The sequence below is a fragment of the Pseudooceanicola antarcticus genome, from assembly GCF_900215355.1.
GTDB lineage: Bacteria > Pseudomonadota > Alphaproteobacteria > Rhodobacterales > Rhodobacteraceae > Pseudooceanicola > Pseudooceanicola antarcticus.
Map to the genome: position 1 here is coordinate 55,358 of NZ_OBEA01000005.1, position 26,862 is coordinate 82,219.

At 65.5% G+C, this 26,862-nt stretch carries 25 protein-coding genes and 2 tRNA genes; 18 read left to right on the forward strand and 9 right to left on the reverse strand.

Annotation, left to right across the window (positions count from 1 at the left end):
• Positions 1-251: 251 nt before the first annotated feature.
• Positions 252-2,006, forward strand: coding sequence for an acetolactate synthase 3 large subunit (locus CRO50_RS13120; protein ID WP_097146382.1), 1,755 nt, complete (start codon positions 252-254; stop codon positions 2,004-2,006).
• 93 nt (positions 2,007-2,099) lie between these two features.
• Complete coding sequence (ilvN, locus tag CRO50_RS13125) at positions 2,100-2,663, forward strand: acetolactate synthase small subunit (RefSeq protein WP_097146383.1); 564 nt, start codon at positions 2,100-2,102, stop codon at positions 2,661-2,663.
• 105 nt (positions 2,664-2,768) lie between these two features.
• On the opposite strand, the gene CRO50_RS13130 is transcribed toward ilvN, so the two are convergent.
• Positions 2,769-3,149: a hypothetical protein gene (locus tag CRO50_RS13130; protein ID WP_097146384.1), complete on the reverse strand. Its 381-nt coding sequence runs from the start codon at positions 3,147-3,149 to the stop codon at positions 2,769-2,771.
• A 238-nt stretch (positions 3,150-3,387) separates the two neighbouring features.
• Here CRO50_RS13130 and CRO50_RS13135 point away from each other — a divergent pair, with 238 nt between their 5' ends.
• Positions 3,388-4,209, forward strand: coding sequence for a helix-turn-helix domain-containing protein (locus CRO50_RS13135; protein WP_097146385.1), 822 nt, complete (start codon positions 3,388-3,390; stop codon positions 4,207-4,209).
• A gap of 84 nt (positions 4,210-4,293) precedes the next feature.
• Here CRO50_RS13135 and CRO50_RS13140 read toward each other — a convergent pair whose 3' ends face one another.
• On the reverse strand, positions 4,294-5,451 hold the full coding sequence (locus tag CRO50_RS13140) for a pyridoxal phosphate-dependent aminotransferase (RefSeq protein ID WP_097146386.1): 1,158 nt from the start codon (positions 5,449-5,451) through the stop codon (positions 4,294-4,296).
• Positions 5,452-5,614: 163 nt separating this feature from the next.
• Between CRO50_RS13140 and CRO50_RS13145 the strand changes: the two genes are divergently transcribed.
• The 4 genes from CRO50_RS13145 to CRO50_RS20160 all read left to right on the forward strand — a co-directional run bounded on the left by CRO50_RS13145 (position 5,615) and on the right by CRO50_RS20160 (position 8,702).
• A complete protein-coding gene (locus tag CRO50_RS13145) occupies positions 5,615-6,859 on the forward strand; it encodes a M48 family metalloprotease (protein ID WP_232617723.1) in 1,245 nt (414 codons plus the stop codon).
• Between the two features lie 97 nt (positions 6,860-6,956).
• Positions 6,957-7,760 (forward strand): DsbA family protein, encoded by an 804-nt coding sequence (locus CRO50_RS13150; protein ID WP_097146388.1) that lies wholly within the window; start codon positions 6,957-6,959, stop codon positions 7,758-7,760.
• A gap of 5 nt (positions 7,761-7,765) precedes the next feature.
• Positions 7,766-8,488 (forward strand): thioredoxin domain-containing protein, encoded by a 723-nt coding sequence (locus CRO50_RS13155; RefSeq protein ID WP_143516920.1) that lies wholly within the window; start codon positions 7,766-7,768, stop codon positions 8,486-8,488.
• Positions 8,489-8,540: 52 nt separating this feature from the next.
• The gene (locus CRO50_RS20160) at positions 8,541-8,702 is read left to right on the forward strand and encodes a hypothetical protein (RefSeq protein ID WP_157791718.1); all 162 of its coding nucleotides are present in this window, start codon (positions 8,541-8,543) and stop codon (positions 8,700-8,702) included.
• Between the two features lie 12 nt (positions 8,703-8,714).
• On the opposite strand, the gene ispG is transcribed toward CRO50_RS20160, so the two are convergent.
• From ispG to hemA, 3 genes are all read right to left on the reverse strand, one after another.
• Complete coding sequence (gene ispG, locus CRO50_RS13160) at positions 8,715-9,845, reverse strand: flavodoxin-dependent (E)-4-hydroxy-3-methylbut-2-enyl-diphosphate synthase (protein ID WP_097146390.1); 1,131 nt, start codon at positions 9,843-9,845, stop codon at positions 8,715-8,717.
• 220 nt (positions 9,846-10,065) lie between these two features.
• A complete protein-coding gene (locus tag CRO50_RS13165; RefSeq protein WP_097146391.1) occupies positions 10,066-11,319 on the reverse strand; it encodes a helix-turn-helix domain-containing protein in 1,254 nt (417 codons plus the stop codon).
• 524 nt (positions 11,320-11,843) lie between these two features.
• Positions 11,844-13,067 (reverse strand): 5-aminolevulinate synthase, encoded by a 1,224-nt coding sequence (hemA, locus tag CRO50_RS13170; protein WP_097146392.1) that lies wholly within the window; start codon positions 13,065-13,067, stop codon positions 11,844-11,846.
• 441 nt (positions 13,068-13,508) lie between these two features.
• On the opposite strand from hemA, the gene CRO50_RS13175 reads away from it, so the two are divergent.
• Together CRO50_RS13175 and CRO50_RS13180 are read left to right on the forward strand one after the other, a co-directional pair.
• A complete protein-coding gene (locus tag CRO50_RS13175) occupies positions 13,509-14,900 on the forward strand; it encodes a M20/M25/M40 family metallo-hydrolase (protein WP_097146393.1) in 1,392 nt (463 codons plus the stop codon).
• Between the two features lie 63 nt (positions 14,901-14,963).
• Positions 14,964-15,371 (forward strand): hypothetical protein, encoded by a 408-nt coding sequence (locus CRO50_RS13180; protein WP_097146394.1) that lies wholly within the window; start codon positions 14,964-14,966, stop codon positions 15,369-15,371.
• A gap of 406 nt (positions 15,372-15,777) precedes the next feature.
• Here the strand turns inward: CRO50_RS13180 and CRO50_RS13185 are convergent.
• The 3 genes from CRO50_RS13185 to CRO50_RS13195 all read right to left on the reverse strand — a co-directional run bounded on the left by CRO50_RS13185 (position 15,778) and on the right by CRO50_RS13195 (position 16,782).
• A tRNA-Asp gene (locus CRO50_RS13185) sits at positions 15,778-15,854 on the reverse strand.
• 140 nt (positions 15,855-15,994) lie between these two features.
• Positions 15,995-16,071, reverse strand: a tRNA-Asp gene (locus tag CRO50_RS13190).
• 219 nt (positions 16,072-16,290) lie between these two features.
• Positions 16,291-16,782, reverse strand: coding sequence for a flavin reductase (locus tag CRO50_RS13195; RefSeq protein ID WP_232617722.1), 492 nt, complete (start codon positions 16,780-16,782; stop codon positions 16,291-16,293).
• Positions 16,783-17,032: 250 nt separating this feature from the next.
• Here CRO50_RS13195 and CRO50_RS13200 point away from each other — a divergent pair, with 250 nt between their 5' ends.
• Both CRO50_RS13200 and CRO50_RS13205 read left to right on the forward strand, forming a co-directional pair.
• Positions 17,033-17,887 (forward strand): DMT family transporter, encoded by an 855-nt coding sequence (locus CRO50_RS13200; protein WP_097146396.1) that lies wholly within the window; start codon positions 17,033-17,035, stop codon positions 17,885-17,887.
• Between the two features lie 129 nt (positions 17,888-18,016).
• Positions 18,017-18,463: a hypothetical protein gene (locus CRO50_RS13205; protein ID WP_097146397.1), complete on the forward strand. Its 447-nt coding sequence runs from the start codon at positions 18,017-18,019 to the stop codon at positions 18,461-18,463.
• A gap of 814 nt (positions 18,464-19,277) precedes the next feature.
• Here the strand turns inward: CRO50_RS13205 and CRO50_RS13210 are convergent.
• Entirely contained in the window at positions 19,278-19,961 is a 684-nt protein-coding gene (locus CRO50_RS13210; RefSeq protein ID WP_097146398.1) for a GntR family transcriptional regulator, read from the reverse strand.
• 106 nt (positions 19,962-20,067) lie between these two features.
• Here CRO50_RS13210 and CRO50_RS13215 point away from each other — a divergent pair, with 106 nt between their 5' ends.
• The 7 genes from CRO50_RS13215 to CRO50_RS13245 all read left to right on the forward strand — a co-directional run bounded on the left by CRO50_RS13215 (position 20,068) and on the right by CRO50_RS13245 (position 26,579).
• A complete protein-coding gene (locus tag CRO50_RS13215) occupies positions 20,068-20,670 on the forward strand; it encodes an amino acid synthesis family protein (protein WP_097146399.1) in 603 nt (200 codons plus the stop codon).
• Positions 20,642-21,454, forward strand: coding sequence for an alpha/beta fold hydrolase (locus tag CRO50_RS13220; protein WP_097146400.1), 813 nt, complete (start codon positions 20,642-20,644; stop codon positions 21,452-21,454). The genes CRO50_RS13215 and CRO50_RS13220 overlap by 29 nt, the downstream gene beginning before the upstream one ends.
• Entirely contained in the window at positions 21,451-22,926 is a 1,476-nt protein-coding gene (locus CRO50_RS13225) for an aldehyde dehydrogenase (RefSeq protein ID WP_218844989.1), read from the forward strand. The genes CRO50_RS13220 and CRO50_RS13225 overlap by 4 nt, the downstream gene beginning before the upstream one ends.
• 122 nt (positions 22,927-23,048) lie before the next feature.
• A complete protein-coding gene (locus CRO50_RS13230) occupies positions 23,049-23,882 on the forward strand; it encodes a transporter substrate-binding domain-containing protein (protein WP_097146673.1) in 834 nt (277 codons plus the stop codon).
• 98 nt (positions 23,883-23,980) lie between these two features.
• Complete coding sequence (locus tag CRO50_RS13235; protein ID WP_179747284.1) at positions 23,981-24,676, forward strand: amino acid ABC transporter permease; 696 nt, start codon at positions 23,981-23,983, stop codon at positions 24,674-24,676.
• 18 nt (positions 24,677-24,694) lie between these two features.
• A complete protein-coding gene (locus CRO50_RS13240; protein ID WP_097146675.1) occupies positions 24,695-25,426 on the forward strand; it encodes an amino acid ABC transporter ATP-binding protein in 732 nt (243 codons plus the stop codon).
• 1 nt (position 25,427) lies between these two features.
• The gene (locus CRO50_RS13245) at positions 25,428-26,579 is read left to right on the forward strand and encodes an iron-containing alcohol dehydrogenase (protein ID WP_097146401.1); all 1,152 of its coding nucleotides are present in this window, start codon (positions 25,428-25,430) and stop codon (positions 26,577-26,579) included.
• Positions 26,580-26,862: the final 283 nt, after the last annotated feature.

The following is a 26,862-nucleotide window of genomic DNA, read 5'->3' on the forward strand; positions in this document are numbered from 1 at the left end:
AAACTTTTCTCTCTGATTAGCGGTTGACCTTCCTGAAATCCCCTCCTATTCCTCCTTTTACGAACGAAGGAGCCCTTGGGACATGAACGCCCTAGTAATTATCGTAGGAGCTTGGCGCATGGGCCGGTGAAAGCCGGAGACCCGTTCAGGACCCCATGCGCCCCCGGATCATCCTCCGGGGGTTTTTTATTGCCCGCGCCCGGCGCGGGTATCGAGGAGAGCCGCGGAGCGGCGACAGACGGAGAAGCAAGATGGCACGTCAGATGACTGGTGCGAAAATGGTGGTTCAGGCTCTAAAGGATCAGGGTGTGGACACGGTATTCGGCTACCCGGGCGGCGCTGTCCTGCCGATTTATGACGAGATCTTCCAGCAGAACGACATCAAGCACGTGCTGGTGCGCCACGAACAGGGCGCGATCCACGCCGCCGAAGGCTATGCCCGCTCGACCGGCAAGCCGGGCGTCGCGCTGGTGACCTCGGGGCCCGGTGCGACCAATGCGGTGACCGGCCTGACCGATGCGCTGCTCGACTCGATCCCGATTATCGTGCTTTCCGGCCAGGTCCCGACCTTCATGATCGGCACCGATGGCTTCCAGGAAGCCGACACCGTCGGCATCACCCGCCCCTGCACCAAGCACAACTGGCTGGTTCAGGACACCGACGACCTGTCGCGCCTGATGCATGCCGCCTTCCATGTCGCCACCACCGGCCGTCCCGGCCCGGTCCTGGTCGACATCCCCAAGGACGTGCAATTCGCCACCGGCACCTATCACCCCAAGCCCAAGTCCTCGGACTTCCGCTACCAGCCGCCGCTCAAGGCCGACACCGAGGAGCTGACCGAGCTGGTTGCCGCCCTCGAAGTGGCCAAGCGTCCGGTGTTCTACACCGGCGGCGGCGTGATCAACTCGGGCCCGGCTGCCAGCCAGCTGCTGCGCGAGCTGGTCGAGGCCACCGGCGCGCCGATCACCTCGACCCTGATGGGCCTCGGCGCCTACCCGGCCTCGGGCGAGAAATGGCTGGGGATGCTCGGCATGCATGGTCTCTACGAGGCCAACATGGCGATGCATGACTGCGACCTGATGATCAACATCGGCGCCCGTTTCGACGACCGGATCACCGGCCGCACCGACGCCTTCTCGCCCAATTCGCGCAAGGCGCATATCGACATCGACCCGAGCTCGATCAACAAGGTCATCCACGTGGACTTCCCCATCGTCGGCGATGTCGCCCACGTCCTGGAAGACATGCTGCGCATCTGGAAGGCCCGTGGCCGCAAGATGAACCGCGAGGCCCTGGCCAAGTGGTGGCAGAAGATCGACGGCTGGCGCGAGGTGAAATGCCTCACCTACAAGAACTCCGACAAGATCATCAAACCGCAGTACGCGCTCGAGCGGCTCGAGGCCCTCACCAAGGACCATGACCGCTACATCACCACCGAAGTGGGTCAGCACCAGATGTGGGCGGCGCAGTTCCTGGGCTTCGAGGACCCGAACCGCTGGATGACCTCCGGCGGCCTGGGCACCATGGGCTATGGCTTCCCCGCCTCCATCGGCGTGCAGATGGCCCACCCGGATGCCCTGGTGATCAACGTCGCCGGCGAGGCCTCCTGGCTGATGAACATGCAGGAGATGGGCACCGCGGTGCAGTACCGCCTGCCGGTGAAACAGTTCATCCTCAACAACGAGCGCCTCGGCATGGTCCGCCAGTGGCAGCAGCTGCTGCACGGCGAGCGTTACTCCTCGTCCTGGTCCGAGGCCCTGCCCGATTTCGTCAAGCTCGCCGAGGCATTCGGCGCCAAGGGCATCCAGTGCTCGGACCCTGCCGATCTCGATGACGCGATCATGGAGATGCTCAACTACGACGGCCCGGTGATCTTCGACTGCCTCGTCGAGAAGCACGAGAACTGCTTCCCGATGATCCCGTCGGGCAAGGCCCACAACGAGATGCTGCTCGGCGATGCCTCGACCGAGGGCGCCATCGAAGCCGGCGGCGCCGTGCTGGTGTGATGTCGAAGGTAAGGCGGGGTTGCCCCCCGCCCTACCGTAGGGCGGGACCCGATCCCGCCTACCCAACGGATCTCCTTCGAAGGACGCGAAGAAATGAACGCACTCAAGATCAAGAAGGGCTCGAACAGCCATTCCGCCTACAACCTCCGTTCCACCTTCTCGGACGTGATCGAGCAGCACACCCTCGCGGTGGTCGTCGACAACGAGGCCGGGGTTCTAGCCCGCGTCATCGGCCTGTTTTCCGGGCGCGGCTACAACATCGAGAGCCTGACCGTGGCCGAGGTGGATCACACCGGCAAGCGCTCGCGCATCACCATCGTCACCCGCGGCACGCCGCAGGTGATCGAGCAGATCAAGGCGCAGCTTGGCCGCATCATCCCCGTCCACCAGGTCAACGACCTGACCGTCGAGGGCCCCTCGGTCGAGCGTGAACTGGCGCTGATCAAGGTCGAGGGCGCAGGCGACCACCGGGTCGAGGCGCTGCGGCTGGCGGATATCTTCCGCGCCAAGGTGGTGGATTCGACGCTGACCAGCTTCGTCTTCGAGCTGACCGGCACGCCCGACAAGATCGACGCCTTCGCGGAGCTGATGCGGCCCCTCGGGCTGGTCGAACTGGCGCGCACCGGCGTCGCGGCGCTGTCGCGCGGCGACAGCTGACGGCAGCCGCTCCCTGCAAACGAAGAAAACCGCGCGGCATGCCGCGCGGTTTTGCTTTTCCCGATCCGAAGTTTCCGAGGGTCTCCGGACAGAAGGGAAAAACCCTCAGGAGAGCTTGGTCTTGTGACGCCATTTGGCGTCACGTTCTTCCGGACTTGGGAAGGGCACGACAATTGGGCGCCCACCGTCGCTGGGTGGCGTCGGGTGTGGCTTGCGCGCAGCAGTCGACCGAATATTCCCCGCTTCCATCAGCCGTCCGGCCAGCGAGGGATAGTGATCCTCGGCCACCAGCCGGGGGTTCTCGACCAGGCGCATGTCTTCGCTCTCGGTCAGGTCGAACTGCAGAAGGTCGCCGGGATCCAGGCTCAGCCCATCATCGACGTTACCGTTTGATTTAGAACGTAAAAAAGCAAGATCGCCGTGATCTTCACACCACACAACAGCCGTTTTGTCGTCGGCTGCCCGCCACAGCACTATCCCGAACATTGGCTACCCCGTGTCTCAGTTTCCGCGTTTACCCTCCGTTCAGGATGAGAGAAAACGTCTGCCTTTTACATATCTCTAAACGTGTCGGCATGTCACTTTTTGTGTCGCCTCAATGGATAATTGACGTTATACAGATACACACGTGACGTTCATAAGCGTCAGAAGCCACAAAAAGAAGACCAAAACAGTGGACTAGCGATGACAAGATGTCTTGAAGACACGTCGGGGGAGGCAACTATTGCTTAATCATGCTCTCAAAACCGATCAGACCGAGCTGAAGCCAGTCGAGATCCGCAGCATCTTCGGTGCGAATCTTAGGCAACTCAGCAGCGCCTACCCCTCGATTGCAGGGCTTTGCCGCGAACTGGGGATCAACAGAACCCAGTACAACCGCTACCTCTCGGGAGAGAGCTTTCCACGACCAGATGTATTGCACCGGATTTGCCAGTTCTTCGGCACCGACGCCCGCATCCTGCTCGAACCCGTGGACGACATCCGCGGCGGAGGCACAGACCTCTTCAATCACCCGATCATCTCTGAATATCTCGGCAACTCGGCCAGCCTGGTCGACGAGCAGATGTTCCCCTCGGGCTTCTACCGTTTCACCCGCGTCAGCTTCATCGACTCCGAAAAGGCGGTCATGGGGCTCATCTACATCTCGCGCAAGGACGGCCTGACCTTCCTGCGGGGTTTCGAGGCCCGCGAGGCGATGCGGCAGCAGGGACTGCCGGATGATCCGATGTCGCGTGAGTTCCGCGGCCTGATGCTGGCCCAGGAACAGGGTGTCGCGGCGCTGGTCGCCCGGCGCGGCTCCGTCACCTGTTCGTTCAACTTCCTGGCCCGTGTCGCCGCCTTCGACAACAACTTCTGGGAAGGCTACACCACCCGCACCATCCGCGAGGCCGTCTCGGGTCCGCGCGCGGCGCGCGTGGTCTACGAGCACCTTGGCCGCAATACCAGGCAGGTCATGGCCTGCGCGCGGATGGCCGGGCTGATCTCGGACGACCAGATCCCCCCCTTCCATCGTCGGCTGCTGCGGGTCGGAGAACCCTTCCGCTAGGCTGCGCCCCGGTGTGTGTGTGGAAACAGGAAAAGGGCGCCAGCGGGGCGCCCTTTTCGTGTCTCTGCCTCGGGGACGGGTCTCTCAGCTGTCGACGGTGACCCGCTGCTCCATGAAGGCCTTGAGGCGCAGCATCGCCTCTTCGATGTCCTGGGTGGACGCCGCATAGGAGAAACGCAGCGTACCCAGCCCCCTGCCCTTGTCGAAGTCCAGCCCCGGCGTCACGGCGACGCCGGCCTCTTCGAGGATCTCGCGGGCGAAGACGCGCGAGTCCGTGGTCAGGTCGCTGACATCCGCGTAGATGTAGAAGCCCCCGTCAGGCGGCGCGATACGCCGGAAGCCGGCGCGCGGCAGCCCTTCGAGCAGCAGCTTGCGGTTGCGGGCATAGACGGCGCGGTTCTCTTCCAGCTCGTCCATGGACTCCAGCGCAGCCCTGGCCACCACCTGGCTTGCGGCCGGGGCGCAGATGAACATGTGCTGGGCCAGGCGCTCGACCCGGCGGACGTGGTCCTCCGGGACGACCATCCAGCCAACCCGCCAGCCCGTCATGGAAAAATACTTGGAGAAGGAGTTGATGACATAGCAATCGTCGGTCACCTCCAGGGCCGAGACCGCGCGCTCTTCATAGTGCAGCCCGTGATAGATCTCGTCCGAGATGAAGGCCGTGCCCTCGTCATGGGCGGCGCCGATCAGCTCGGTCAGCGCGCTGCGGTCCAGCATGGTGCCCGAAGGGTTGCCGGGAGAGGCGACAAGCAGGCCATCCAGCCCCTTGCCCGCGATATCGCCCGGCGCGGGCTGGTAGCGATGCGCCTCGGCGGTCTCCAGCACCACGGGTTCAAGGTCCATGGCCTTGAGGATCTGCAGGTAGGACGGGTAGCCCGGCGCGCCGATGCCCACCTTGTCGCCCGCATCGAAGAGCGAGGCGAAGCTCAGCAGGAAGCCCGCCGAAGAGCCCGAGGTGACCAGCACCCGCTCGGGGTCCAGGTCGATGCCGTACCAGCGATCGTAGAGCCGGGCGATGCCCTCGCGCAGCTCCGGCATGCCGACGGTAAGGGAGTATCCCAGCGAGTCCGCCTCGAGCGCCGCCGTCAGCGCCTTGCGCGCCTTGGCAGGGGCCGGGGTCCCGGGTTGGCCGACCTCCATATGAAGGATCTTTCTCCCCTCCGCCTCAAGCTCGGCGGCGCGGGTCATGACGTCCATCACAATGAAGGAATCAACCTCTCCGCGGGTTGAAACTCGCATAAGCATCTCCGATGGTGGCTGCAGGTTGCCCCCGTTTCATCAGCCGGGGCGGCGCAGGTCAAGGAATGGCCGGTCGGATTGGGGGGTTGATTTGGTGCACCTGCGCACAGTTTTGGCAGTCTGCCTGATTTTTATCGCAAGTTCCGCACAGGCAGTCTCGCTCTTGCGGGACCCCGATATCGAGTATTCGCTGCGCCGCCTCGCCAAGCCGGTGCTGCAGGCGGCTGGCCTGCCGGCCAATCTGCCGATCCTTGTGGTGGATGACGGGCGGCTCAATGCCTTCGTGGTCGACCGCAATGCCATCTACCTCAACTCGGGCCTGATCCTGCGCACCTCCACCCCGGCAGAGCTGCAATTCGTCATCGCCCATGAGGCCGCCCATATCGCCAATGGCCATATCACCCGGCGGCGTCTCAACGCGGATTATTCCAACCGCCTCGCCCAGCTGGGCCTGGCGCTTGGCGTCGCCGCCGCGGCCAGCTCGGGCAACAGCGAGGCCGGGGCCGGTATCGCCATGGGCGTCGCCAGCTCCGCGCAGCGCTCGCTCTATGGCCATACCCGCGCCGAAGAGAGCAGCGCCGACCAGACCGCCATCCGCTGGATGTCCATCGGCGGGCTCGACACCGGCGGGGCGATCTCGCTGATGCAGGTGTTCCGCGGCCAGGAGCATCTGAAGGCCAGCCGCATGGACCCCTACGCCCGCTCGCATCCGCTGTCGCGCGACCGTCTGCGGCGGCTCGAGGCCCTGGCCAAGAGCTATGGCGGCAAGGGCGCGGACCGCCCCTCGGACAGCTATTGGTACGAACGCGCCAAGGGCAAGCTCTCGGCCTTCCTGCGCGAACCCCGCTGGACCGAGGCCCGCGCCAAGCAGAGCCCCACCAAGGATATCGAACGCATGCGCCTGGCGGTGGTGAAGCACCGGCGCTCGGACTGGCAGGGCGCGCTGGCGCTGATGGAGCAGGTGCTGGCCGAACGCCCCGGCGATCCCTTCTACCACGAGCTGAAGGGCCAGATCCTGCTGGAGGCGCGGCAGTTCAAGAGCGCCGAGGCCGCCTATCGCCGCGCCTCGGAACTGGCGCCTCGGGATGCGCTGATCCTGGCCTCTCTCGGACATGCCATGGTCGTGCAGGGCGGAGAGGCCCGGCTGCGCGCCGCCCTGCCCGTGCTGGAACGCGCCCGCGCGCTGGATTACCGTAGTGGCCGGGTGATGCGCGACCTGGGCTCGGCCTATGCGCAGCTTGGCCAGCCCGGCATGGCCGCGCTTTCGGTGGCCGAACGCCATGCGCTTTCGGGCCGCATGAAGGATGCGCATATCCAGGCCGAACGCGCCACGGGCCTTTTGTCGCGCGGCTCCCCCGCTTGGCAAAGGGCGCAGGATGTGCTCAATGCCAGCAAGGAGGACGGTTGAGCCATGTCCACCGGCACCCCCTCCCCCCGTCGATCCGGCCAAGGCCGATCCCCATGCCTAACCCGGTCCCGTCCGGGGGCCTGAAGAAAGAGCCGCCATGTCCAGCCTTCGCCCGATCCTGACCACCGCCGTCGTGACCGCCGCCCTCACCGGCGCCGCCTTCTACGCCATCGACAAGATGCCGACCGAGCCCGAGCTGAACCAGGCCGCCGAGGCCAGCGCCCCCGGCCTGACCCCCTCCGAGCGCGAGAGCTTCCGCACCGAGGTGCGCGACTACCTGATGGAGCACCCCGAGGTGCTGCTGGAAGCCATCCAGGTGCTCGAGGATCGCCAGGCGGTCGAGGCCGCAGAGGCCGAGGTCGCCATGGTGCGCGACAACGCCGAGGCGCTCTTTGACGACGGCTTCTCCTGGGTGGGTGGCAACCCCGAGGGCGACATCACCCTCGTCGAGTTCATGGACTACCGCTGCGGCTACTGCCGCAAGGCCTTCGAGGATGTCGAGGAACTGGTCGCCACCGATGGCAACATCCGCTTCGTGCTGAAGGAATTCCCCATCCTCGGAGAAGAGAGCCTGGCCGCCTCGCAGCTCGCCATCGCCACCCAGCTGGCGGCGGGCGACGAGGCCTACAAGCAGATGCATGACGCACTGATGGTGCATAGCGGCGGCTTCGACGAGGTTTCGGTGCGCCGCCTGCTCAGCTCGCTCGGGATCGAGGAAGAGCCGGTCATCGCGATGCTCGGCAGCCCCGAGGTGGCCGAGGTGATCAACGCCAACCGCGCCCTGGCCCAGAAGCTCGAGATCACCGGCACCCCGACCTTCGTGTTGCCCGAAACCCTGCTGCGCGGCTACGTGCCGCTGGCCGGCATGCGCTCCATCGTGGCGGACCTGCGCGCCGAGTGATCCCCGTGTCGCGCCGCCTGGTCATCGGCCTCGCCCTGCTGCTGCTGCCTGCGCCCCTCAGGGCGCAGCCCTCGGCGCTCTGGCAGAAGCTCGAAGAGAACCCCGCCCTCATGGCGCAGGAGATGCGCGCGCTGCTGCTCGAGGCACCACAGCTGATCGACGAGGTCCGCAGCGAGGCCCGTGCCCGCATGGCGGCAGACGCCGCATCGGACCTTGCCGCCGAAGTGGCGGGCGACAGCGCCATGATCGCAAAGCTGACCCCGGCGCTCTTCGGCGCCACCCCGCGCGGCTTCGGTGCCGAGGGGCCCGCCGCGATCACCCTCTTCACCGCCGCAGGCTGCGCCCCCTGCCTGCGCGCCGAGACCGAGCTGCGCGCCCTGGCTGACGAAATTCCCGGCCTCCGGGTCGAGCTGCGCAGCCTCTCCGATGATCCCGCCGACCGCCTGGACCGTGCCCTGCAAAGACGCGAGGGGCCCGAGACCGCCGCCCGCTTCCGCGCCAGGCTGCAGGACCCGGACAACGCCCAGGCCCTTGCAGAAAGCCTGACCGAGGACCCCGAGGCCCTTCTGGCCCTTGCCGAGAGCCCCGAGATTCGCGCCGAGCTGGCGCAAGAGGTATCGCTTTTCAGGGATCTGGGCCTCGACATGGCGCCCTCCTACGTCATGCCGGGCCGCCTGATACGCGGAGAAATGCCGAAAGTCGTCCTCCAAAGCTATCTCAGCCCGTAGAGTACACGCGACGCTATAGCGCGACACATTTCATTCGTGTTAAACTGGTGTCATGAAAAAGGACGGAATCCAGGGTCGACCCTACAAGTGGTCAGACCGTCTGCTAGGGCTCGTGGTCGCGCTGCCCGTCCTTTTGTGGCGCCTGGCCCAGGCCCTCTTCGGCATCGGCATCGGCATCCTGGTGGTGCTGCTGCTCGTGCACGGCACGCGCTGAGCGCGCGGCAGATTACTCTGCCGCCTGCGCCGTGACTTGGCCGTTCTCGATCGCCTCGGCGCGCTTTTCCACCTCTTCGACGATATGGTCGATCATCTGGTCGTTGTTCATCTTGTGGCTGGCCTTGCCCGCCAGGTAGACCATGCCGCTGCCCGCTCCGCCGCCGGTGAAGCCCACGTCGGTCATCAGCGCCTCGCCGGGGCCGTTGACCACGCAGCCGATGATGCTGAGGCTCATCGGCGTCTTGATGTGCTCCAGCCTCTTTTCCAGCGTCTCGACGGTCTTGATCACGTCGAAGCCCTGCCGCGCGCAGGAGGGGCAAGAGATGATGTTGACGCCGCGATGGCGCAGGCCCAGACCCTTCAGGATCTCGTAGCCCACCTTCACCTCTTCCACCGGATCGGCCGAAAGGCTGACCCGCAGCGTGTCGCCGATGCCCATCCACAGCAGGTTGCCCATGCCGATGGCGCTCTTGATGGTGCCGGTCATCAGCCCGCCCGCCTCGGTGATGCCAAGGTGGATGGGCGCGTCGGTCTGTTCGGCCAGCATCTGGTAGGCGGCAGCCGCCATGAAGACATCCGAGGCCTTCACGCTGATCTTGAACTCGTGGAAATCGTGGTCCTGCAGGATCTTGATGTGATCCATGCCGCTCTCGACCATGGCATCCGGGCAGGGCTCGCCGTATTTCTCCAGCAGGTGCTTTTCCAGGCTGCCCGCGTTGACCCCGATGCGGATAGAGCAATTGTGGTCCTTGGCGGCCTTGATGACCTCGGCCACGCGCTTCTCGTCGCCGATATTGCCGGGGTTGATGCGCAGGCAGGCCGCGCCCGCCTCGGCGGCCTCGATGCCGCGCTTGTAGTGGAAATGGATGTCCGCGACGATCGGCACCGGGCTCTCGCGGCAAATCTCTTTCATCGCCTTGGCAGAGGCCTCATCGGGCACCGAGACACGGACGATATCGGCGCCCGCCTCGGCGGCGCGGATGATCTGGTCCAGCGTGCCCTTCACATCGGTGGTCACCGTGTTGGTCATCGTCTGCACCGAGATCGGCGCTCCGCCCCCCACGGGCACGTCACCCACCATGATGCGGCGGCTCTCGCGGCGGTCGATATTGCGCCAGGGACGAACGGGATTATGCGACATGGGGAGGAAACCTCTGATTGCGCTCGGGGCAGAGATACGACAGGGCGGCCAGCGGTGCAATGCGGCCCGGTGGTCTCTCTCCTTCAGATAGGGTCCTACCCCGGCTTCCGCCAGTGCCGGGGGCGGATCGAGGGCAGCCCAAGACAGCAGCGCGCCCGCCCAATGGCAAACGCCCGCAGCCAGGGGCCACGGGCGTTGCAATTCCGGGATGCCGGCAGGCTTACTCGGTGACCATGCTCAGGTCGGCTTCGGCCACGGCGATCATCTTTTCGGCCTCGGGGTCGCGCGACAGGTCGGCCAGCACGTAGTTGGTCTTCAGGTCGTCGACCGAAAGCGCCACGTTGCGGATCGTCCCCGTGCCCTCGCCTGCGGGGCCATAGTATTCGCCCTCGACCTGGAAGTAGATCGAGCCCGACATGCCGGCGCGCAGCACCGGGGGCTCTTCGGTATTCGGCAGCTTCCAGGTCTCGCCCGCGTCGAGGATCTTCTCGAACAGGATCGTGCCATCGGCGCCCTGCACCCGCACCCAGGCGGGACGGACGGCAACCAGGCTGACGCCCGGCTTCGGCGTGGCGACCACCTGCGGCGAGGCGATGGCCTCTCCGGTCTGCGGGTCCAGCCCCAGCGACATGGCCACGGCGCGATCCTCGGCGCTCGGACCTGCGGCCTCGGGCAGGCTGGGCGCGGCGGAGGCCTGGGCGAAAGTGCCGACCTGCTGCGGGTTCAGGGTGGAAATCGGCGCATCGCGCGAGACGACGACCGGCACATCCAGCGCCTTCGGGCGATAGAGCCGGTCCATGCCGTCGCTCGGCGGATTAAAGACACCCGCCGCCTGGGCACCGACCACCGGGTCCTCGACCTGCATGGTGGCGCCGGCCAGCGGATCGAGATCGGCCAGCACGTCGGGGGTGTTCTCGACCGGGGCGAATTGCACCCGCTGCACCTCGTTCAGCACCGCGTAGCCGCCATAGGCCAGCCCGCCGATCACCGCCAGCAGCACCAGCGAAGAGCCGATGGCCGCGGGTTCGATACGGGCGAAGAAGCTCTCGCCCTGCGGGATGAAGGGGGTGGTCGGATCGGTGAAGGGATCGCTGCCGCGGGTCGACTTGCGCTCCAGCCGGGGCTCGGGGCGGGTGCGCGAAGAGGCCTCTGCGGACATGCCATGGGCGGTGGTGAACCCGCTCTCGGCACAGAATTTCGCGTAGGTCTGGTCAGGGTCCATGCCGAGGTAGCGCGCGTAGGAGCGGACGTAACCTGCGATGAAACCCGGAGTGTCGAAGGCGTCGGGGTCGGCGTTTTCGATCGCGGCAATGTAATTTGCCTTGATGCGCAATTCACGCTGAACATCGAGAAGCGACTTGCCCATGGTCGCGCGTTCGCCGCGCATGACATCCCCGAGACGCAGCTCGAAGTCGTCGAAACCCTTGATGTCGCTGGATGCCTGTCCCCTGTCAGGCTGTCTCCGCCGTATCATCCCGCTGCCCCATCTGCCTTACGGAAATCCGAAAATCCCCCGATTCGGACCCCCTTCTTTGTTTATGAGACCCTAACATGTTTCAACCTATTTGGTGCGAGGTTAACCTGTGAACCCCGAGATTTAGGCGTTCTTTTGCGCAGGCTGCCCGGTTACTGGGGATACACAGCAAAACACTCACCCTTTGGTTGAACGCCTCTCCCAAATCACGATGTCGCGGGCCAGGCAACACCTTATGGTGAGAAGCGCGACCATCGGCGGAGGGTCCGGAGCGCCGATCACCGGGACCAGCCGCTGCGACCTGGCGAGACGCCGCGGCCCGGAACGGAGAGCCAAAGGTGGCATATCTCCCCCCCTATCGACGCAGCGCGCCCCAGCGCGAGCTGCTGCGCCCCAGACGTCGGGAGCCATCCCACCTGCCCCACCTCCGCTCCGCGCCTCCCCTGCCGCCCGTAGGCCCCGCGAAAGCAAAACGGCCCGCCGCAGGTGCGGACGGGCCGTTCAATTCAATCGGGTGGCGGGCCTCAGCCGGCCATTTCCTGGCGGTTCAGCGCGCAATGGGACCACAGACGGTCCATGGCGCGGATCAGCGCCTCGGTCTCCAGCGGGCCATGCACCGGCGAGGGGGTGAAGCGCAGGCGCTCGGTGCCACGGGGCACGGTGGGGAAGTTGATCGGCTGCACGTAGATGCCGTGGTCTTCCAGCAGCATGTCCGACAGGATCTTCGTATGCACCGGGTTGCCGACGATCACCGGCACGATATGGCTGCCATGGTCGATCAGCGGCAGGCCCAGGGCCTTGAAGCGGGTCTTGAGGATCGCCGCCCCCTCCTGGTGCTTGTCGCGCAGCGCCTGGTCGCCCTTCAGGTGGCGGATCGAGGCAGCGCAGCCGGCGGCCACCGCGGGGGGAATGGACGACGAGAAGATGAAGCCCGGCGCGTAGGAGCGCACCGCGTCCACCATCTTCGCCGAGGCGGCGATATAGCCCCCCAGCACACCGAAGGCCTTGGCCATGGTGCCGTTGATGATGTCGATCCGATGGGCCAGGTTGTCGCGCTCGGTCACGCCACCGCCACGCGGGCCGTACATGCCGACCGCATGGACCTCGTCGATATAGGTGAGCGCGTTGAATTCATCGGCCAGGTCGCAGATCTCGGCGATCTTGCCGAAATCGCCGTCCATGGAATAGACCGACTCGAAGGCGATCAGCTTGGGCGCGGCGGGGTCGTCGGCCTCCAGCAGCTCGCGCAGATGCGCGACATCGTTGTGACGGAAGATCCGCTTGGCGCCACCGTTGCGCCGCACGCCTTCGATCATCGAGGCATGGTTCAGCGCATCGGAATAGATGATCAGGCCGGGGAAGAGCTTGGGCAGGGTCGAGAGCGTCGCATCATTGGCCACATAGGCCGAGGTGAAGACCAGCGCCGCTTCCTTCTGGTGCAGATCCGCGATCTCGGCTTCCAGCGCCTTGTGGTAAAGCGTCGTGCCGGAAATGTTGCGCGTCCCGCCCGACCCGGCACCCGCCTTGTCCAGCGCGTCATGCATGGCCTCAAGCACCACCGGGTGCTGGCCCATGCCCAGGTAGTCGTTGCCGCACCAGACGGTTACCGGCCGTTCCGAGCCATCGGCACGGCGCCAGGTCGCATGGGGAAACTGCCCCTTGTGACGCACGATATCGATGAAGGTCCTGTAGCGGCCTTCGTCGTGCAGCTTGCCGAGTGCCTGGTCGAGTTGGGCTTCGTAAGTCACGGGCTTGGTCTTTCCTTGCTTCGTCGTCTTCGCAGTGACCCTTCGGGCGCACCGGCGGCATTCCCCTGCGAGGTCCGGCAGGTCTAGCACCGCCGCTCGCATTTTGGAATGAAAATAAGATCATTCCTTCACCCCGAAAGCGTTACAAATTGACGCTCCTTCTCTCTTTGACATGGGTCAAGCTTGGCCGGGCTTTTGCCGGATTGTCCCCCTGCGGGCCCAGTGTTTCGCCAAGTAACGCCCGGTGCAAATGAAACTTGCCGTCCTCCGGGCTGTTTCTTGCCCGCCCCCGGCCGCAAGCGCGCAGGGCAAAATCACGCGAATTCAAGACGAATCCCCCGCATCCCGCGCGCCCCTCCCCGTGGCGGGCTTCCGCCGCGCGCTGCTGGACAAGCCCCGCGCCTTTGCTAGGCTCCGCGCGACCAAAGCAAAGGAGCCCCCATGTCCGCCCCCTCCCTGGACCCCGTTCTCTCCCGCATCGATTCCGACATCAGCGCCGCCACCGAGCGCCTGATGGAGCTTCTGCGCATCCCCTCGATCTCGACCGATCCGGCCTACAAGGGCGATTGCGAAACCGCCGCCGACTGGCTGGTGGCCGACCTGGCCTCGATCGGCGTCGAGGCCTCGAAACGGCCGACACCGGGCCACCCGATGGTGGTGGGCCATGCGGGACCGGAAGGCGCGGACGTGCCCCACGTCCTCTTCTACGGCCATTACGACGTGCAGCCGGTCGATCCGCTGGACCTCTGGGACAAACCGCCCTTCGAGCCCGAACTGCAAGAGACCCCCAAGGGCACGGTGATCCGTGGCCGCGGCTCTTCCGACGACAAGGGCCAGCTGATGACCTTCGTCGAGGCCTGTCGCGCCTGGCAGGAGATCCACGGCGAGCTGCCCTGCCGCATCACCTTCTTCTTCGAGGGCGAAGAGGAATCGGGCTCTCCCTCCCTCGTGCCCTACATGAAAGAGAACGCGGAAGAGCTGAAAGCCGATGTCGCGCTGATCTGCGATACCGCGATGTTCGACCCGAAGACCCCCGCCATCGTCACCATGCTGCGGGGCATGCTGGGCGAAGAGCTGACGGTCATCGGCCCCGACAAGGACCTGCACTCGGGCTTCTACGGCGGTGCCGCGATGAACCCGATCCGGGCGCTCTCCAAGGTGCTGGCCGCGCTGCATGACGACCAGGGCCGCGTCACCATCCCCGGCTTCTACGACGGCGTACCCGAGCTCACCGACGAGCTGAAGGCGCAGTGGGAAGGCCTGGGCTTCGACGCCGGGAAGTTCCTGGGCGAGGTCGACCTCTCGGTGCCCGCCGGCGAACAGGATCGCAGCGCGCTGGAAATGGTCTGGTCGCGCCCGACCTGCGAAGTGAACGGCATCTGGGGCGGCTATACCTCGGCAGGCTTCAAGACCGTGCTGCCCTCCGAGGCCCACGCCAAGATCTCGTTCCGCCTGGTCGGCACCCAGGACCCGCTCGCCATCCGCGAGAGCTTCCGCACCATGGTGCAAGAGCTGCTGCCCGAGGATTGCAAGGTCGAGTTCAAGGCCCATGGCGCCTCGGCCGCCAGCCAGATGGAGATCTCGGACCCCGCCTTCGAGAAGGCCCGCCAGGCCCTGTCGGACGAATGGCCCAACCCCGCCGCCTATATCGGCTGCGGCGGCTCGATCCCGATTGCCGGGCATTTCAAGAAAATCCTCGACATGAATGCCATGCTGATCGGCTTCGGACTCGAGGATGACGCCCTGCATTCGCCGAACGAGAAATACGATCTTAATTCCTTTCATAAAGGAATCCGTAGTTGGGCCCGCGTGCTGGATGCACTGAGCCGCTGAGCCTTCGGCGTCTCTTCCGGGCCATTGCTTGGGCCCTGCTGCCCCCAGCTCGGGAGAGACGCCATGGTGCTGAATATCGAGGAAGAGATCGACGCCCGCATCGCCGCGATGGAGGCAGAGCCCTATGCCTCGACCCCGCCCGGCGATGTCCGCCGCGAGATCCTGCTGGTCAACGAGATCATCCACACCACGGGAATGGAGACCGCGCCGCGCATGCGCGGGCTGTCGCAGATCGAATTGCTGGGAATCGCCACGCCCAACTCCCAGGTGACTCGCGGCATCATCCGCTTTCGTCCCGAGGGCGAGCTGCGCGCGCCCTATTACAAGGACGCGGATCACACGATCCGGGTCTGGCTGGACATCCGCCACCTGGACCACGTGCTCTGGCAGCTCAACCACCGCAAACGCTGGATCTGGGTCGGCACCTGGCCCGACGGCTTTACCTACGCCGATCTGCACAGCCGCCCCTGAGCGCAACAGGAGGGGTGCCACCCTCCCCGCGAAGACCGGAGGTCTGCCAGGGGCGCAGGAGGGGTGCGAACCCACCTGCCCCGCGCCTAATGGCGCGGAACACCGTGTTAACGCATGGCGGCCACCGACATCCGCACCGACGTGATACCGACACAATACCGACGTGATACCGACGTTGCGTTCGGTGCCCTTTCCGGGGCGTTAACTATTGCGGGGAGCATCTCGGGGGCCAGCCCCCAATGGGGCCTGCGGCTCCGGTCACCGCCGGCATGGTCTCGAACAGGGAAAGCGGGGCAACTGGGCGGCACCTGCCATCAGGCGGGCGGCCAGCAGCCGCGACCGCGCGCAAAAACATCCAGCGAAACCAAAAGGTTACGCTGCGATCTTTGACACTTCTGGGGGAAAGTGGCGCGGTTGACGGGGCTCGAACCCGCGACCTCCGGCGTGACAGGCCGGCACTCTAACCAACTGAGCTACAACCGCGCGTAGGGGCTGGAATAATGTGGCTGCCCGGTGGGGTCAATGGGAAAATGCAGCTTCTCTTGCGTCAATTTTCAGATTGCCCAAACGCTTGATCCCAAAAGCAAAAAGCGCCCCTGAAGGGACGCTTTTCTGAACGGTGATGGCGCGGTTGACGGGGCTCGAACCCGCGACCTCCGGCGTGACAGGCCGGCACTCTAACCAACTGAGCTACAACCGCTCTCTCACCGTGGAGGGCGTTCTATGCGGAGTACCGCAGAGCGTCAAGAAGGAAAATCCAGAGCCGGGAAATTATTGCGCAACACCCTGATGAATAAAGACTTTATGCCAACATTTCTTCACAGGCGCCCTCCGGCGGTCAGCGCCCCCGCCCTGCCACGCCAACACAAGCGCCCAAGAGCCCCACCCCCGCCGTGGTACAGGCCAGAGCCACCTTCCCTCAGACCTCCAGAGCGTGAAAGCGACGCGCGAACCACGCAGTGACCGGAGCATCTTCCTGCTGCCGGATGCCGACGATTTCTCCAAAGATGACCTCATGGGTCCCCACCACATGGCGGTGCGAGACCTGGCAATCGAAAGAGGCCACGGCCCCCTCAAGCACCGGCGCGCCGGTCACGTTACGATACCATGCGGCCCGCTCGAAGCGCTCGGCCATGGGGGTGCCAGCGCCGAAGGTCATGGCCAGCTCCTCATGGGCGGGACCGACCGTGTTGACGCAAAAATAGTCGTTCTCCAGGAAGGCCGGCGCGGCGGAAGAGCCGGTATTGATGCAGACCAGCAGCGTGGGCGGGCTGTCGGTGACCGAGCAGACCGCAGAGGCGGTCAGCCCCGCCCGTCCGCCGGGCCCGTCGGTGGTGACGATATTCACCGCCCCCGCGAGGCAGGCCATGCCATCGCGGAAATCAGCTTTGCTTACATGCGGATAGCTCATCATCTCGTCCCTCTCCCTGTCGCCTTGCCGCGACACCGGCAGAATCGCTGTGTTCAACTTGACCGGCGGATCGCCCCTGCTGTCCAGCCCCAAGCGCGGCCAGGCCCCGCGCCCTCTCGGACCACCAGCTAGCCCGTACCGCAACGGTGGCCAGCCTCAGCCCTGCGCCAGGGGACCGCCGGGTGCAAGACTTCCCTTCCCCCGGCCGGGTTGCTATCGCTGACGGGCTCAAGAACCCGAGGACCCCGCCATGCCCCTGCCCGACCTCCTGCGCGTGGTGCTGCTCGTCTTCTCTGCGGTCAGCTTCGTGGTCCTTGGCGACACCGCCGGCAAGCTGATGACCAGCGCCGGCGTCGCCCCCTTCTTCGTCGCCTGGTCGCGCTTCGCCCTCGCCGCCGTCATGCTGTTGCCCTTCAGCGGCCTCACCCGCGCCGAGCTGCCCGCCCTGCTGTCCTGGCGCGTCCTGCTGCGGGCCGGCTTCATCGCAGCGGGAATCTCCTGCATCCTGACCGCGCTCAGGACCGAGCCCCTGGCCAATGTCTTCGGCGCCTTCTTCATCGGCCCCGTCGTCTCCTACGTGCTGGCGGTGGTATTCCTGGGCGAGCGGGTGACGGCACGGCGCAGCCTGTTGCTGGGGCTGGGGCTTCTAGGCGTGATGCTGGTGGTGAAACCGGGGTTCGGCTTCACCGCCGGGATGGGCTTCGCCCTGACCGCCGGCTGTTTCTACGGCAGCTACCTGGTGATGACCCGCACCGTGGCCGCGGACCACCGCCCCCGGTTCCTGCTGATGTCGCAGCTGCTGATCGGCACGGTGCTGCTGGCTCCGCTGGGCCTCTCGGTCGACCTACCCGCCCCCAGCCTGAGCCTTGCCCTGCTGGTGGCCATCAGCGCCGCGGGCTCGGGCGTGGGGAACTACCTGCTGGTCATCGCCCACCGGAAGGCCGAGGCCAGCCTGATCGCGCCGCTGGTCTACAGCCAGCTGATCTCGGCCACGCTTCTGGGAGGGCTGGTCTTCGGAGATTGGCCGGACCTCTGGTCGCTGGCCGGGCTGCTGCTGATCGCCACCTCCGGCCTGGGCTCGCTGCTGGCCAATCGCACCCGCTAGATCGCCCCGACCCGCGAGGCCCTAACCGGACGCCGGACGCCGACCTTGGTATCGGATCGGCGCAATTGCCTTGACCCATGTCCCTGCGCCTTCATTCTGGCCTTCACGGCCATGAACAAGATACGCCACATGGAGCTGAGCAAAGAAAAACTGGCGGCTGTCCTTGCCTTCATCACCGAGCTGGAGACCTTGGCGCCTCCGGACCGTGACTGGGTGTTGGAACGGCGGCAGGCCCCCAAACCCGATTGGAAGACCCTGGACCTGCCCGCTATCGACCGTCTCTACCGGACCTTCTGGCTGGCGCAGACCGGCACGGCCCGGCGCGCCTACACGCAACGCTTCGGCGACTCCTACCTGCAAGAGGTTGCCAGGGACCTCTCGATGATCCTCGACTATTGCCGCCACGTGCTGGCCGATCAGCGCCAGCATGGCACCTGGCCCCGCCCCGATGCCTGCCGCCTGCTGACCAGCCACCTGGTCCAGGCCAACCGTTTCGACCTCGCGCGAAGGGTCGAGCTGGGCTTCCATCGACAGGCTGTGCGAAGCGATATAAGGAAGGAGCGCGCTCTACCATAGGTAGAGTCCCCGGCCAGCCCGTGACGCCTGCCCGTGCTGCAAAAGCAATCGGGAATCGCCGCGTTGCAGCACTGCAAACACGGGTTTTCCTATCGTTTCCATACACATGACACAAAATAGACGTTCCCGAAGAGAGAAAGCCCTCCTACACTGTAAAGGCGAACGGGCAGCAATGCGACGCACGTTCCAAGTGTGTAGACGGATTGAACGGCTGGTATGTCCGGGTTGTCCCTCCCCGGACTGCGCGTCCCCACAGACCGCTTTCCGGGTTCACGAGTATCGCGTCGCATCCATGGCTCCCCGCCGCCCGTTCGCGCTCCGGCCTGCCCGTTTCGAGGCAAGGCACCCCGGAACCCAATCCCTGGTGCCGGTCCCCGCCTCGACATTCCTCCAGGGCAGGCTGGACCACCCCTTCTCTCCATCAGAACACGCAGATCCTTGCCCATAGACAAGCGCCGGAACCGGATCGAGATCATGTTTGGCAGGCTCAAGGCCGGCGCGGTGTCGCAAGTAGATACGACAGGAGCCCGCAGGCCTTCCTTTCGGAAATCGCATTTGAAGCGCTCGTCATCGACTGGTTGTGAAGCTCAAATAGGCCAGACCCCAGGATGTCCTACCGTCACTCCAAAGAGTTCAAGCCTTATCCGACGGGTCTCAGTCTCATGCTGAGCGTCACAGGTTGACGCCGTCGAAAGCTTCCTCCCCATGATCTGCGCGACGGCACCTCTCTGCTAATCTTGGCGCTGCGCATCATGGTCTCCTTGCCTAAAGATTAGCAAGGAAAGCGCCCGCGTTGCGCGGGCTGCTCAAGCCATCAGACTGCCTTGTCATCCAACAGAAGCTGACGGGCGATCAGCTTCGCCTCATGCAAGTGCTCGGTCACCGCCGCCAGCGCAGCGTCGGGATCGCGATTGGTAATCGCCGTGCAGATCGCCAACATATGCGCGGGCCCCGGAAGCTCCCGATTGTCACTGGTCAGGGTCAGGATACGCAGACGAGAGATGCGGCCGTTCAGTCTCTGCACGATTTCCCATGCAATATTATGGCGGGCGCCCTCGAAGATCAGCGCATAGAAGCGCGTTGCGGCCTTGAATAGCGCGCCCGGCGCCTGGTCGTTCCCGGCGCTCTGCAGATCGGCTAGGGCCGCTTTCAGCCGCCGTTCCAGATCCGGCGTCATGTTACGTGCGCAAGCCATGGCGGCATCCGTCTCAAGCTTCAGACGGATGTCATAGATCTGCTGCGCGTCCTCCCAGCTCATCTCGGCGACCATCGGCCCGCGGTTCGGGACATGGGTCACCAGGCCTTCGGCATCGAGGTAGCGCAATGTCTCGCGCACCACCGTACGAGAGACGCCCAGTTGCTCGCACAGCACTCGCTCAACCAGGCGGTCTCCCGGCTTGAAGACCCCACCAATGATGGCGTCCCGGAGCCTCTCCAGGACGACATCGCGCAGCGTCGTCGGCTGCTGCTCAATTCTGCTTAGCCCAATATCTGACATGCGCACTGGATATCAGCCTCTGCCGCGCCCAACAAGATTGTTTGTACGATTGTATTACGGTATTCCATCCTACAGACAGACGATTCGTCACGGACTGGAGACCTGAATGCCTGCTGAAATCCGAAAGACCCTGCTGCATGTCGAAACGACATGGATCGAAGGCGGAAAGGCCGCGCCCGTGCCCCTGAAGATGATCGCCGCCGTGGCGGTGATCCGGAATCCCTGGGCTGGTCAGGGTTTTGTGGAAGATCTGCGGCCTGCCATTCTCGATGCTGCGCCCGGCCTTGGCGCATTGCTGACGGAGATGGTTCTTGAAGCCGCCGGGGGCGGCGACAAGGTGGAAGGCTACGGCAAGGCGGCCATCGTCGGCGTCAACGGCGAGGTCGAGCACGCCTCGGGCCTGATCCACACCCTGCGTTTCGGCAACCACTACCGCGAAGCGGTCGGGGCCAAGTCCTACCTGGCCTTCACCAACACCCGTGGCCCGGCCAATGCCTCGTTGCAGATCCCGCTGATGGACAAGAACGACGGCGGCCGGCGCAGCCACTACCTGACCATCCAGCTTTCAGTGGCGGATGCTCCCGGCCCCGACGAGATTGTCGTGGCCCTCGGCGCCTCCATCGGGGGCCGCCCGCATCACCGCATTGGCGACCGCTACCAGGATCTGAAGGAACTCGGGCATGACCTTGAAAACCCTGCCTCTGTCTGAGGACGGCACCCGGCTGTCCTACCGCGAGGCGGGACAGGGCGCGCCGTTGGTGCTGATCCATGGCGTCGGCATGCAGTCCGCCGCCTGGGCCCCGCAGTTTCCTGCCCTGTCGCGGCGCTGCCGCGTGCTGGCGCTGGACATGCCCGGCCATGGCGGCAGCAGCCCCCTGCCCGCCGGGGCCGAACTGCCCGACTTCGTGGCCTGGCTGGACCGCGCGCTTGGCGCGCTGGATCTCGGCCCGGTCAGCCTGGCCGGCCATTCGATGGGTGCCCTGATCGCCGGCGGCTATGCCGTCACCCACCCCGAGAAGGTCGCCCGCGTGGCCCTGCTGAACGGCGTCTTCCGGCGAGGCCCCGAAGCCCGCGCCGCCGTCGAGGCCCGTGCCGCCGAACTGCATTCAGGCGACGTCGATATCGCCGCGCCGCTGCTGCGCTGGTTCGGCGAGGACCGCGACCACCTTGCCGCCCGCGAAAGCGTCGCGGGCTGGCTGGCCGAGGTCTCGCCACGGGGCTACGCCACCGCCTATGGCGCCTTCTCGCGCGGCGACGACATCTATGCCGACCGTTTCGCCGCGATCCGCTGCCCGCTGCTGGCCCTGACGGGAGACCAGGATCCGAACTCGACCCCCGCCATGGCGCGCGCCATGGCCGAGGCCGCCCCCGAGGGGCGCGCGCTGGTCATCGAGGGGCACCGCCACATGGTGAACCTGACCGCCCCGGATCGCGTCAGCCAGGCGCTGATCGACTGGATGGAGACCCCCAGCACCGTCGAGGTGACCTCATGAGCACCCTGCCCGCCTTCCAGCTCTATATCGACGGCAGCTTCCGCGATGCCGCCGCCAGCTTCGACAGCCTCGACCCGGCAACCGGGAAGCCCTGGGCGCGGATGCCCGAGGCCCGCGCCGCCGAGGTCAACGAGGCCGTCGCCGCCGCCCGCCGCGCCTTCCATGGCGCGGAATGGGCCGGGCTGACCGCCGGAGAGCGCGGCAAGCTGCTGCTGCGCCTCGCCGACCTGATCGAACAGAACGCCCCCCGCCTGGCCGAGCTCGAGACCCGCGACACCGGCAAGATCATCCGCGAGACCAGCGCCCAGATCGCCTATGTCGCCGAGTACTATCGCTATTACGCCGGGCTGGCGGACAAGATCGAGGGCGCGCATCTGCCCATCGACAAGCCCGACATGGAGGTCTGGCTGCGCCGCGAGCCGCTTGGCGTAGTGGCCGCTGTCGTGCCCTGGAACTCTCAGCTGTTCCTCTCGGCGGTGAAGATCGGCCCGGCCCTGGCCGCAGGGTGCACCATGGTGCTCAAGGCCTCCGAGGACGGCCCCGCGCCGATGCTGGAATTCGCCCGGATCTTCGATCAGGCGGGTTTCCCGCCCGGAGTGCTGAACATCCTGACAGGCTTCGGCCCCGAGTGTGGCGCCGTGCTGACCAGCCATCCCGACATCGACCATGTCGCCTTCACCGGAGGTCCCGACGCCGGTCGGCAGATCCTGCGCAACTCGGCCGAGAACCTTGCCTCGACTTCGCTGGAGCTGGGCGGCAAGTCGCCCTTCATCGTCTTCGCCGACGCCGACATCGACTCGGCGGTGAATGCCCAGATTTCCGGTATCTTCGCCGCCACCGGGCAAAGCTGTGTCGCCGGCTCGCGACTGCTGGTGCAGAACACGATCCGCGCCGAATTCCTCGACCGGCTGCGCGAGAAGGCGGGCCGTATCAGCATCGGCAGCCCCGCAGAGATGGGCACCGAGATGGGCCCGCTCTGCACCCTGCGCCAGCGAGAGCGGGCCGAGGCGCTCTGCGCCAGCTCGGTTGCCGAGGGCGCGCGGCTGGTCACCGGCGGGCATGCCATCGCCGGGGCGGGCTTCTATTTCCCGCCCAGCATCCTCGATTGCACCGACGCCCCCGCAGCCTCTTGCCTGCGCGAGGAATTCTTCGCCCCGGTGCTGTCGGTGCAGGGTTTCGACACCGAGGCCGAGGCGCTGGCGCTGGCCAATGACACTGCCTACGGGCTGGCTTCGGGCGTCTTCACCCGCGACCTCACCCGTGCGCACCGGATGATCCGCGGCATCCGTGCCGGGGTGGTCTGGGTGAATACCTACCGCGCCGTCAGCCCCATGGCTCCCTTCGGCGGTCATGGCCTGTCGGGCCATGGCCGCGAGGGCGGCCTGGCCGCGGCGCTGGACTACACGAAGATCAAGACCGTCTGGCTGCGCACCAGCGATGACCCCATCCCCGACCCCTTCGTGATGCGTTGAGCTTAGCGAAGAAATGTGACTGCATGGAAAAGGAGTTTACCAACAGGAAACACACCCCCTCTCGAAACAAACAGAGTTCACCAGAAGAATAAGAACCAGCTTCAAACCGACAGGAAATGACCATGAACCGAACTCCCCTTACCCTTGCCCTGGCCGTGCTGACCTCGATGGGCCTTGCCACCGCCGCGACCGCACAGGATTGCGAAACCACCATCGACGCCTCGCTTCTGACCGAGGAAGGCAAGTTGACCATGGCGGTCAGCCCGACCCTGCCGCCGATGGCCTATGCCGAATCCGACGGCACCCTGAAGGGTCTGCGCGTCGAGCTGGGCGTCGAAGTCGCCAAGCGTCTCTGCCTTGAGCCCGACTTCATCTCGACCGAATACGCGACCATGGTGCCCGGCCTCCAGGGCGGACGCTGGGACGTGATCGACGCCGGGCTCTTCGTCACCCCGGCCCGTCTCGAGATCATGTACATGATCCCCTACGAGAACCTGGCCATCTCGATCTCGACCGCGACGGGCGACGACTCGATCAAGACCGTCGAGGACCTGGCCGGCAAGCGCGTCAGCACCGACATCGGCGGCTACGCCGAAGCCAAGATGCGCGAGCTGAACAAGGACTTCGCCGAGAAGGGCCTCGAGCAGATCGACATCGCCCTCTTCGACAACTACGCGACGGTCTACCAGGCCCTCCGCGCCGGTCAGGTCGAAGCAGCTGTCTCGATCGACCCGGTTGCCAAGCTCTACAGCGAAAGCGGCGAATTCGCCCATGCGCTTGCAGGCCTCTACGCCACGCCCGGCTCGCTGGCCTTCGGCAGCACCGACATCGCCGGCCCCGTGACCAAGGTCATGCAGGAGATGAACGCCGACGGCTGGCTGCCCGAACTGATGGCCCGCTACGGCGTCGGCCAGGCCGGTGACGGCAGCATCGAGCTGAAGGGCCCCGGCCTCTGATCGGCCGCCTCTGACACTTGTGAATGGGCGCCGCTGCCCCTGCGGCGGCGCCTGCCCTCTCCGGCGCAACAAGCGCATCAGCTCACGAGGAGACGATCGTGAAAGGTTGGAATTGGGACGGGTTCTTCGAGTACCTGACCAACACATACATTCTTGAAGGCGCAGCCGTGACGCTGGGTCTGACCATTGCAGCAATGACCCTCGGCGTCGTCGCCGGCTGTGTCGTGGCGCTGATGCGGATGAGCCCGTTCCGGATTCTCAGCAACATCGCCTACTTCTACACATGGCTGATCCGCGGCACGCCTCTGCTGGTGCAGCTGATCATCATCTACACCGGCCTGCCCCAGATCGGCATCAAGTTCAGCGTGCTCGAAGCCACCCTGATCGGCCTGGTGATGAACGAGGCCGCCTACCTCTCGGAAATCATCCGTTCGGGCATCAGCTCGGTTCCCAAGGGCCAGAGCAACGCCGCCCGCGCCGTCGGCATGACCGATGTGCAGATGATGCGCTACATCGTGGCCCCGCAGGCCGCGCGGATCATCATCCCGCCGCTCGGCAACTCGGTGAACGGCTGCCTCAAGACCACCTCCATCGCCTCCATCATCTCGATGGAAGAGCTGCTGCGCCGCACCCAGGTCCTGATCCAGGAGAAGTTCATGGTGCTGGAGCTCTTCGTTGTCGCCGCCCTCTACTACCTGCTGATGACCACCGCCTGGGACCTGATCCAGCGCCGGATCGAACGGCACTTCGGCCGTGGCTACGACATCAAGGCCGATGCGGCCGAACAACGCTGAGGAGAGACCATGCAACCGATGATCGTTCTCGAAGATGTCGACAAGTGGTACGGCAAGAACTTCCAGGTCCTCAAGTCCTGCTCGCTGACCGTCTCGCCCGGTGAGGTGGTGGTGATCTGCGGCCCCTCGGGCTCGGGCAAGTCGACGCTGATCAAATGCGTCAACGGGCTGGAGCCGGTCCAGGGCGGCCACATCTCCGTCAAGGACATGGAGGTGACCGGCCCCAGGACCAAGCTGCCCAAGCTGCGCTCTCATGTGGGAATGGTGTTCCAGCACTTCGACCTGTTCCCGCACATGACGGTGACGGAAAACATCTGCATCGGCCAGACCCGTGTTCTGGGCCGCACCCAGGCCGAGGCCGAAGCCAAGGCCGCAGCCCTGCTGGAGCGTGTCGGCATGTCCGACCATGCCCGCAAGTACCCGATCCAGCTGTCGGGCGGCCAGCAGCAGCGTATCGCCATCGCCCGCGCCCTTGCCATGGATCCAATCGCCATGCTCTTCGACGAGCCCACTTCGGCCCTTGATCCCGAGATGATCACCGAGGTTCTGGACGTCATGGTCGAGCTGGCCAAGGAAGGCATGACCATGATGGTCGTGACCCACGAGATGGGCTTTGCCCGCAAGGTCGCCGACCGCGTCGTCTTCATGGATGGCGGCGAGGTGGTCGAGGACACCCCCAAGGACGAGTTCTTTGCCTCCCCCAAGAGCCAGCGCGCCGTCGAATTCCTCTCGAAGATCCTGGACCACTGACATGATGCGTATCCTGACAACCGGCGATGTCCGAATGGCCCCCGGCATCAGCGCCGAGGCCGGCGCGATCCTCGCCGACCTCGGTGCCAAGCGCCCGCTGGTGGTGGTAGACCCTGTCGTCCACAAGCTGGGTCTTGCGGACAAGATGCTGTCCGGGCTGGACGACGCGGGCATGGTGGCGCAGATCTTCTCGGCCTTCTCGCCCGATCCGACCGATGCCGAAGCCATGGACGCGGTCCAGATCGCCCGCTCGGTCAACGCGGATTGCGTCGTGGGCATCGGTGGCGGCAGCGCCATGGATGTCGCCAAGGCCGTGGCCCTGCTCAGCGTCCAGACGGAGAGCCTCCGCGCGCTCTCGGTGCCCCGCATCGTGGACCTGCCCGCGCTGCCTGTCCTCTGCGTGCCGACCACCGCCGGCACAGGATCCGAGGTGACACGGGCGGCGGTGATCACTGACGCCACGACCCATGAAAAGCTGTTGCTGCTTGGGTCGTCGCTGCAACCGAAAGTGGCCCTTCTCGATGTCGATCTGACGCTGAGCTGCCCCCACCGGGTCACGGTAGACAGCGGTCTCGATGCGCTCTCCCATGCGCTGGAAGCGCTGGTCAATCGCAATGCCACCCCCTACTCCGACGGGCTGGCAACGCAGGCCATGCAGCTGATCGGCAAGAGCCTGGAAACCGCCGCCCGCGTCCCCGGAGATCATGCGGCGCGCTCCGACATGCTTCTGGGCGCCTGCCTTGCCGGCATGGCCGTTTCGCATACCTCGACCGCGCTGATCCACGGCATGAGCCGCCCCATCGGGGCTGCCTTCCACGTGCCGCATGGCATGTCGAATGCGATGCTCATGCCACTGGTGACCGAGTGGTCCGCCGTCTCCGCCCCGCAGGCTTACGGCCGCGCGGCCAAGGCCATGGGCCTGGCCGAGGACCCGGCTGCGCTGATTGACGCGCTGAAAAGTCTGAACGCTCGCCTGGAAGTCCCGAGCCTGGAGTCCCTGGGGATTTCACAGGACGCCTTCAGATCCGCCATCCCCGAAATGGCTCGTCAGGCAGTCGCTTCCGGCACGCCAGACAACAATCTCCGCCGCGCCGATGAAGCGCAGATCTCCGATCTCTACCTCGCATTTCTCAAGAATGACGCGACCTCCTGACAAATGGTCCACGATCCGTCCCCACAGCACACCAACCGCCGTTACAAACCATCTGCCCCCCTGCCCGGCGACGCCTGCACGTTCAGTTCTCGGAGCACTGGCGAACCGGCGCGAAGCGAGCCAGAGCTCAACTGCTCGTCCGCTCCAACTAGCCCACAGCGACGCCTCTCCGGTGAAGGCGCCCGGAATGCTGTCTAGTCGAGGCTAGAAAGCCTCCTGCGCGAAGGAGCCTTTTGCTCCAATGGGCCCCGCGCGAAGACTGCGCTCCCCTCTCCGGTCAGGA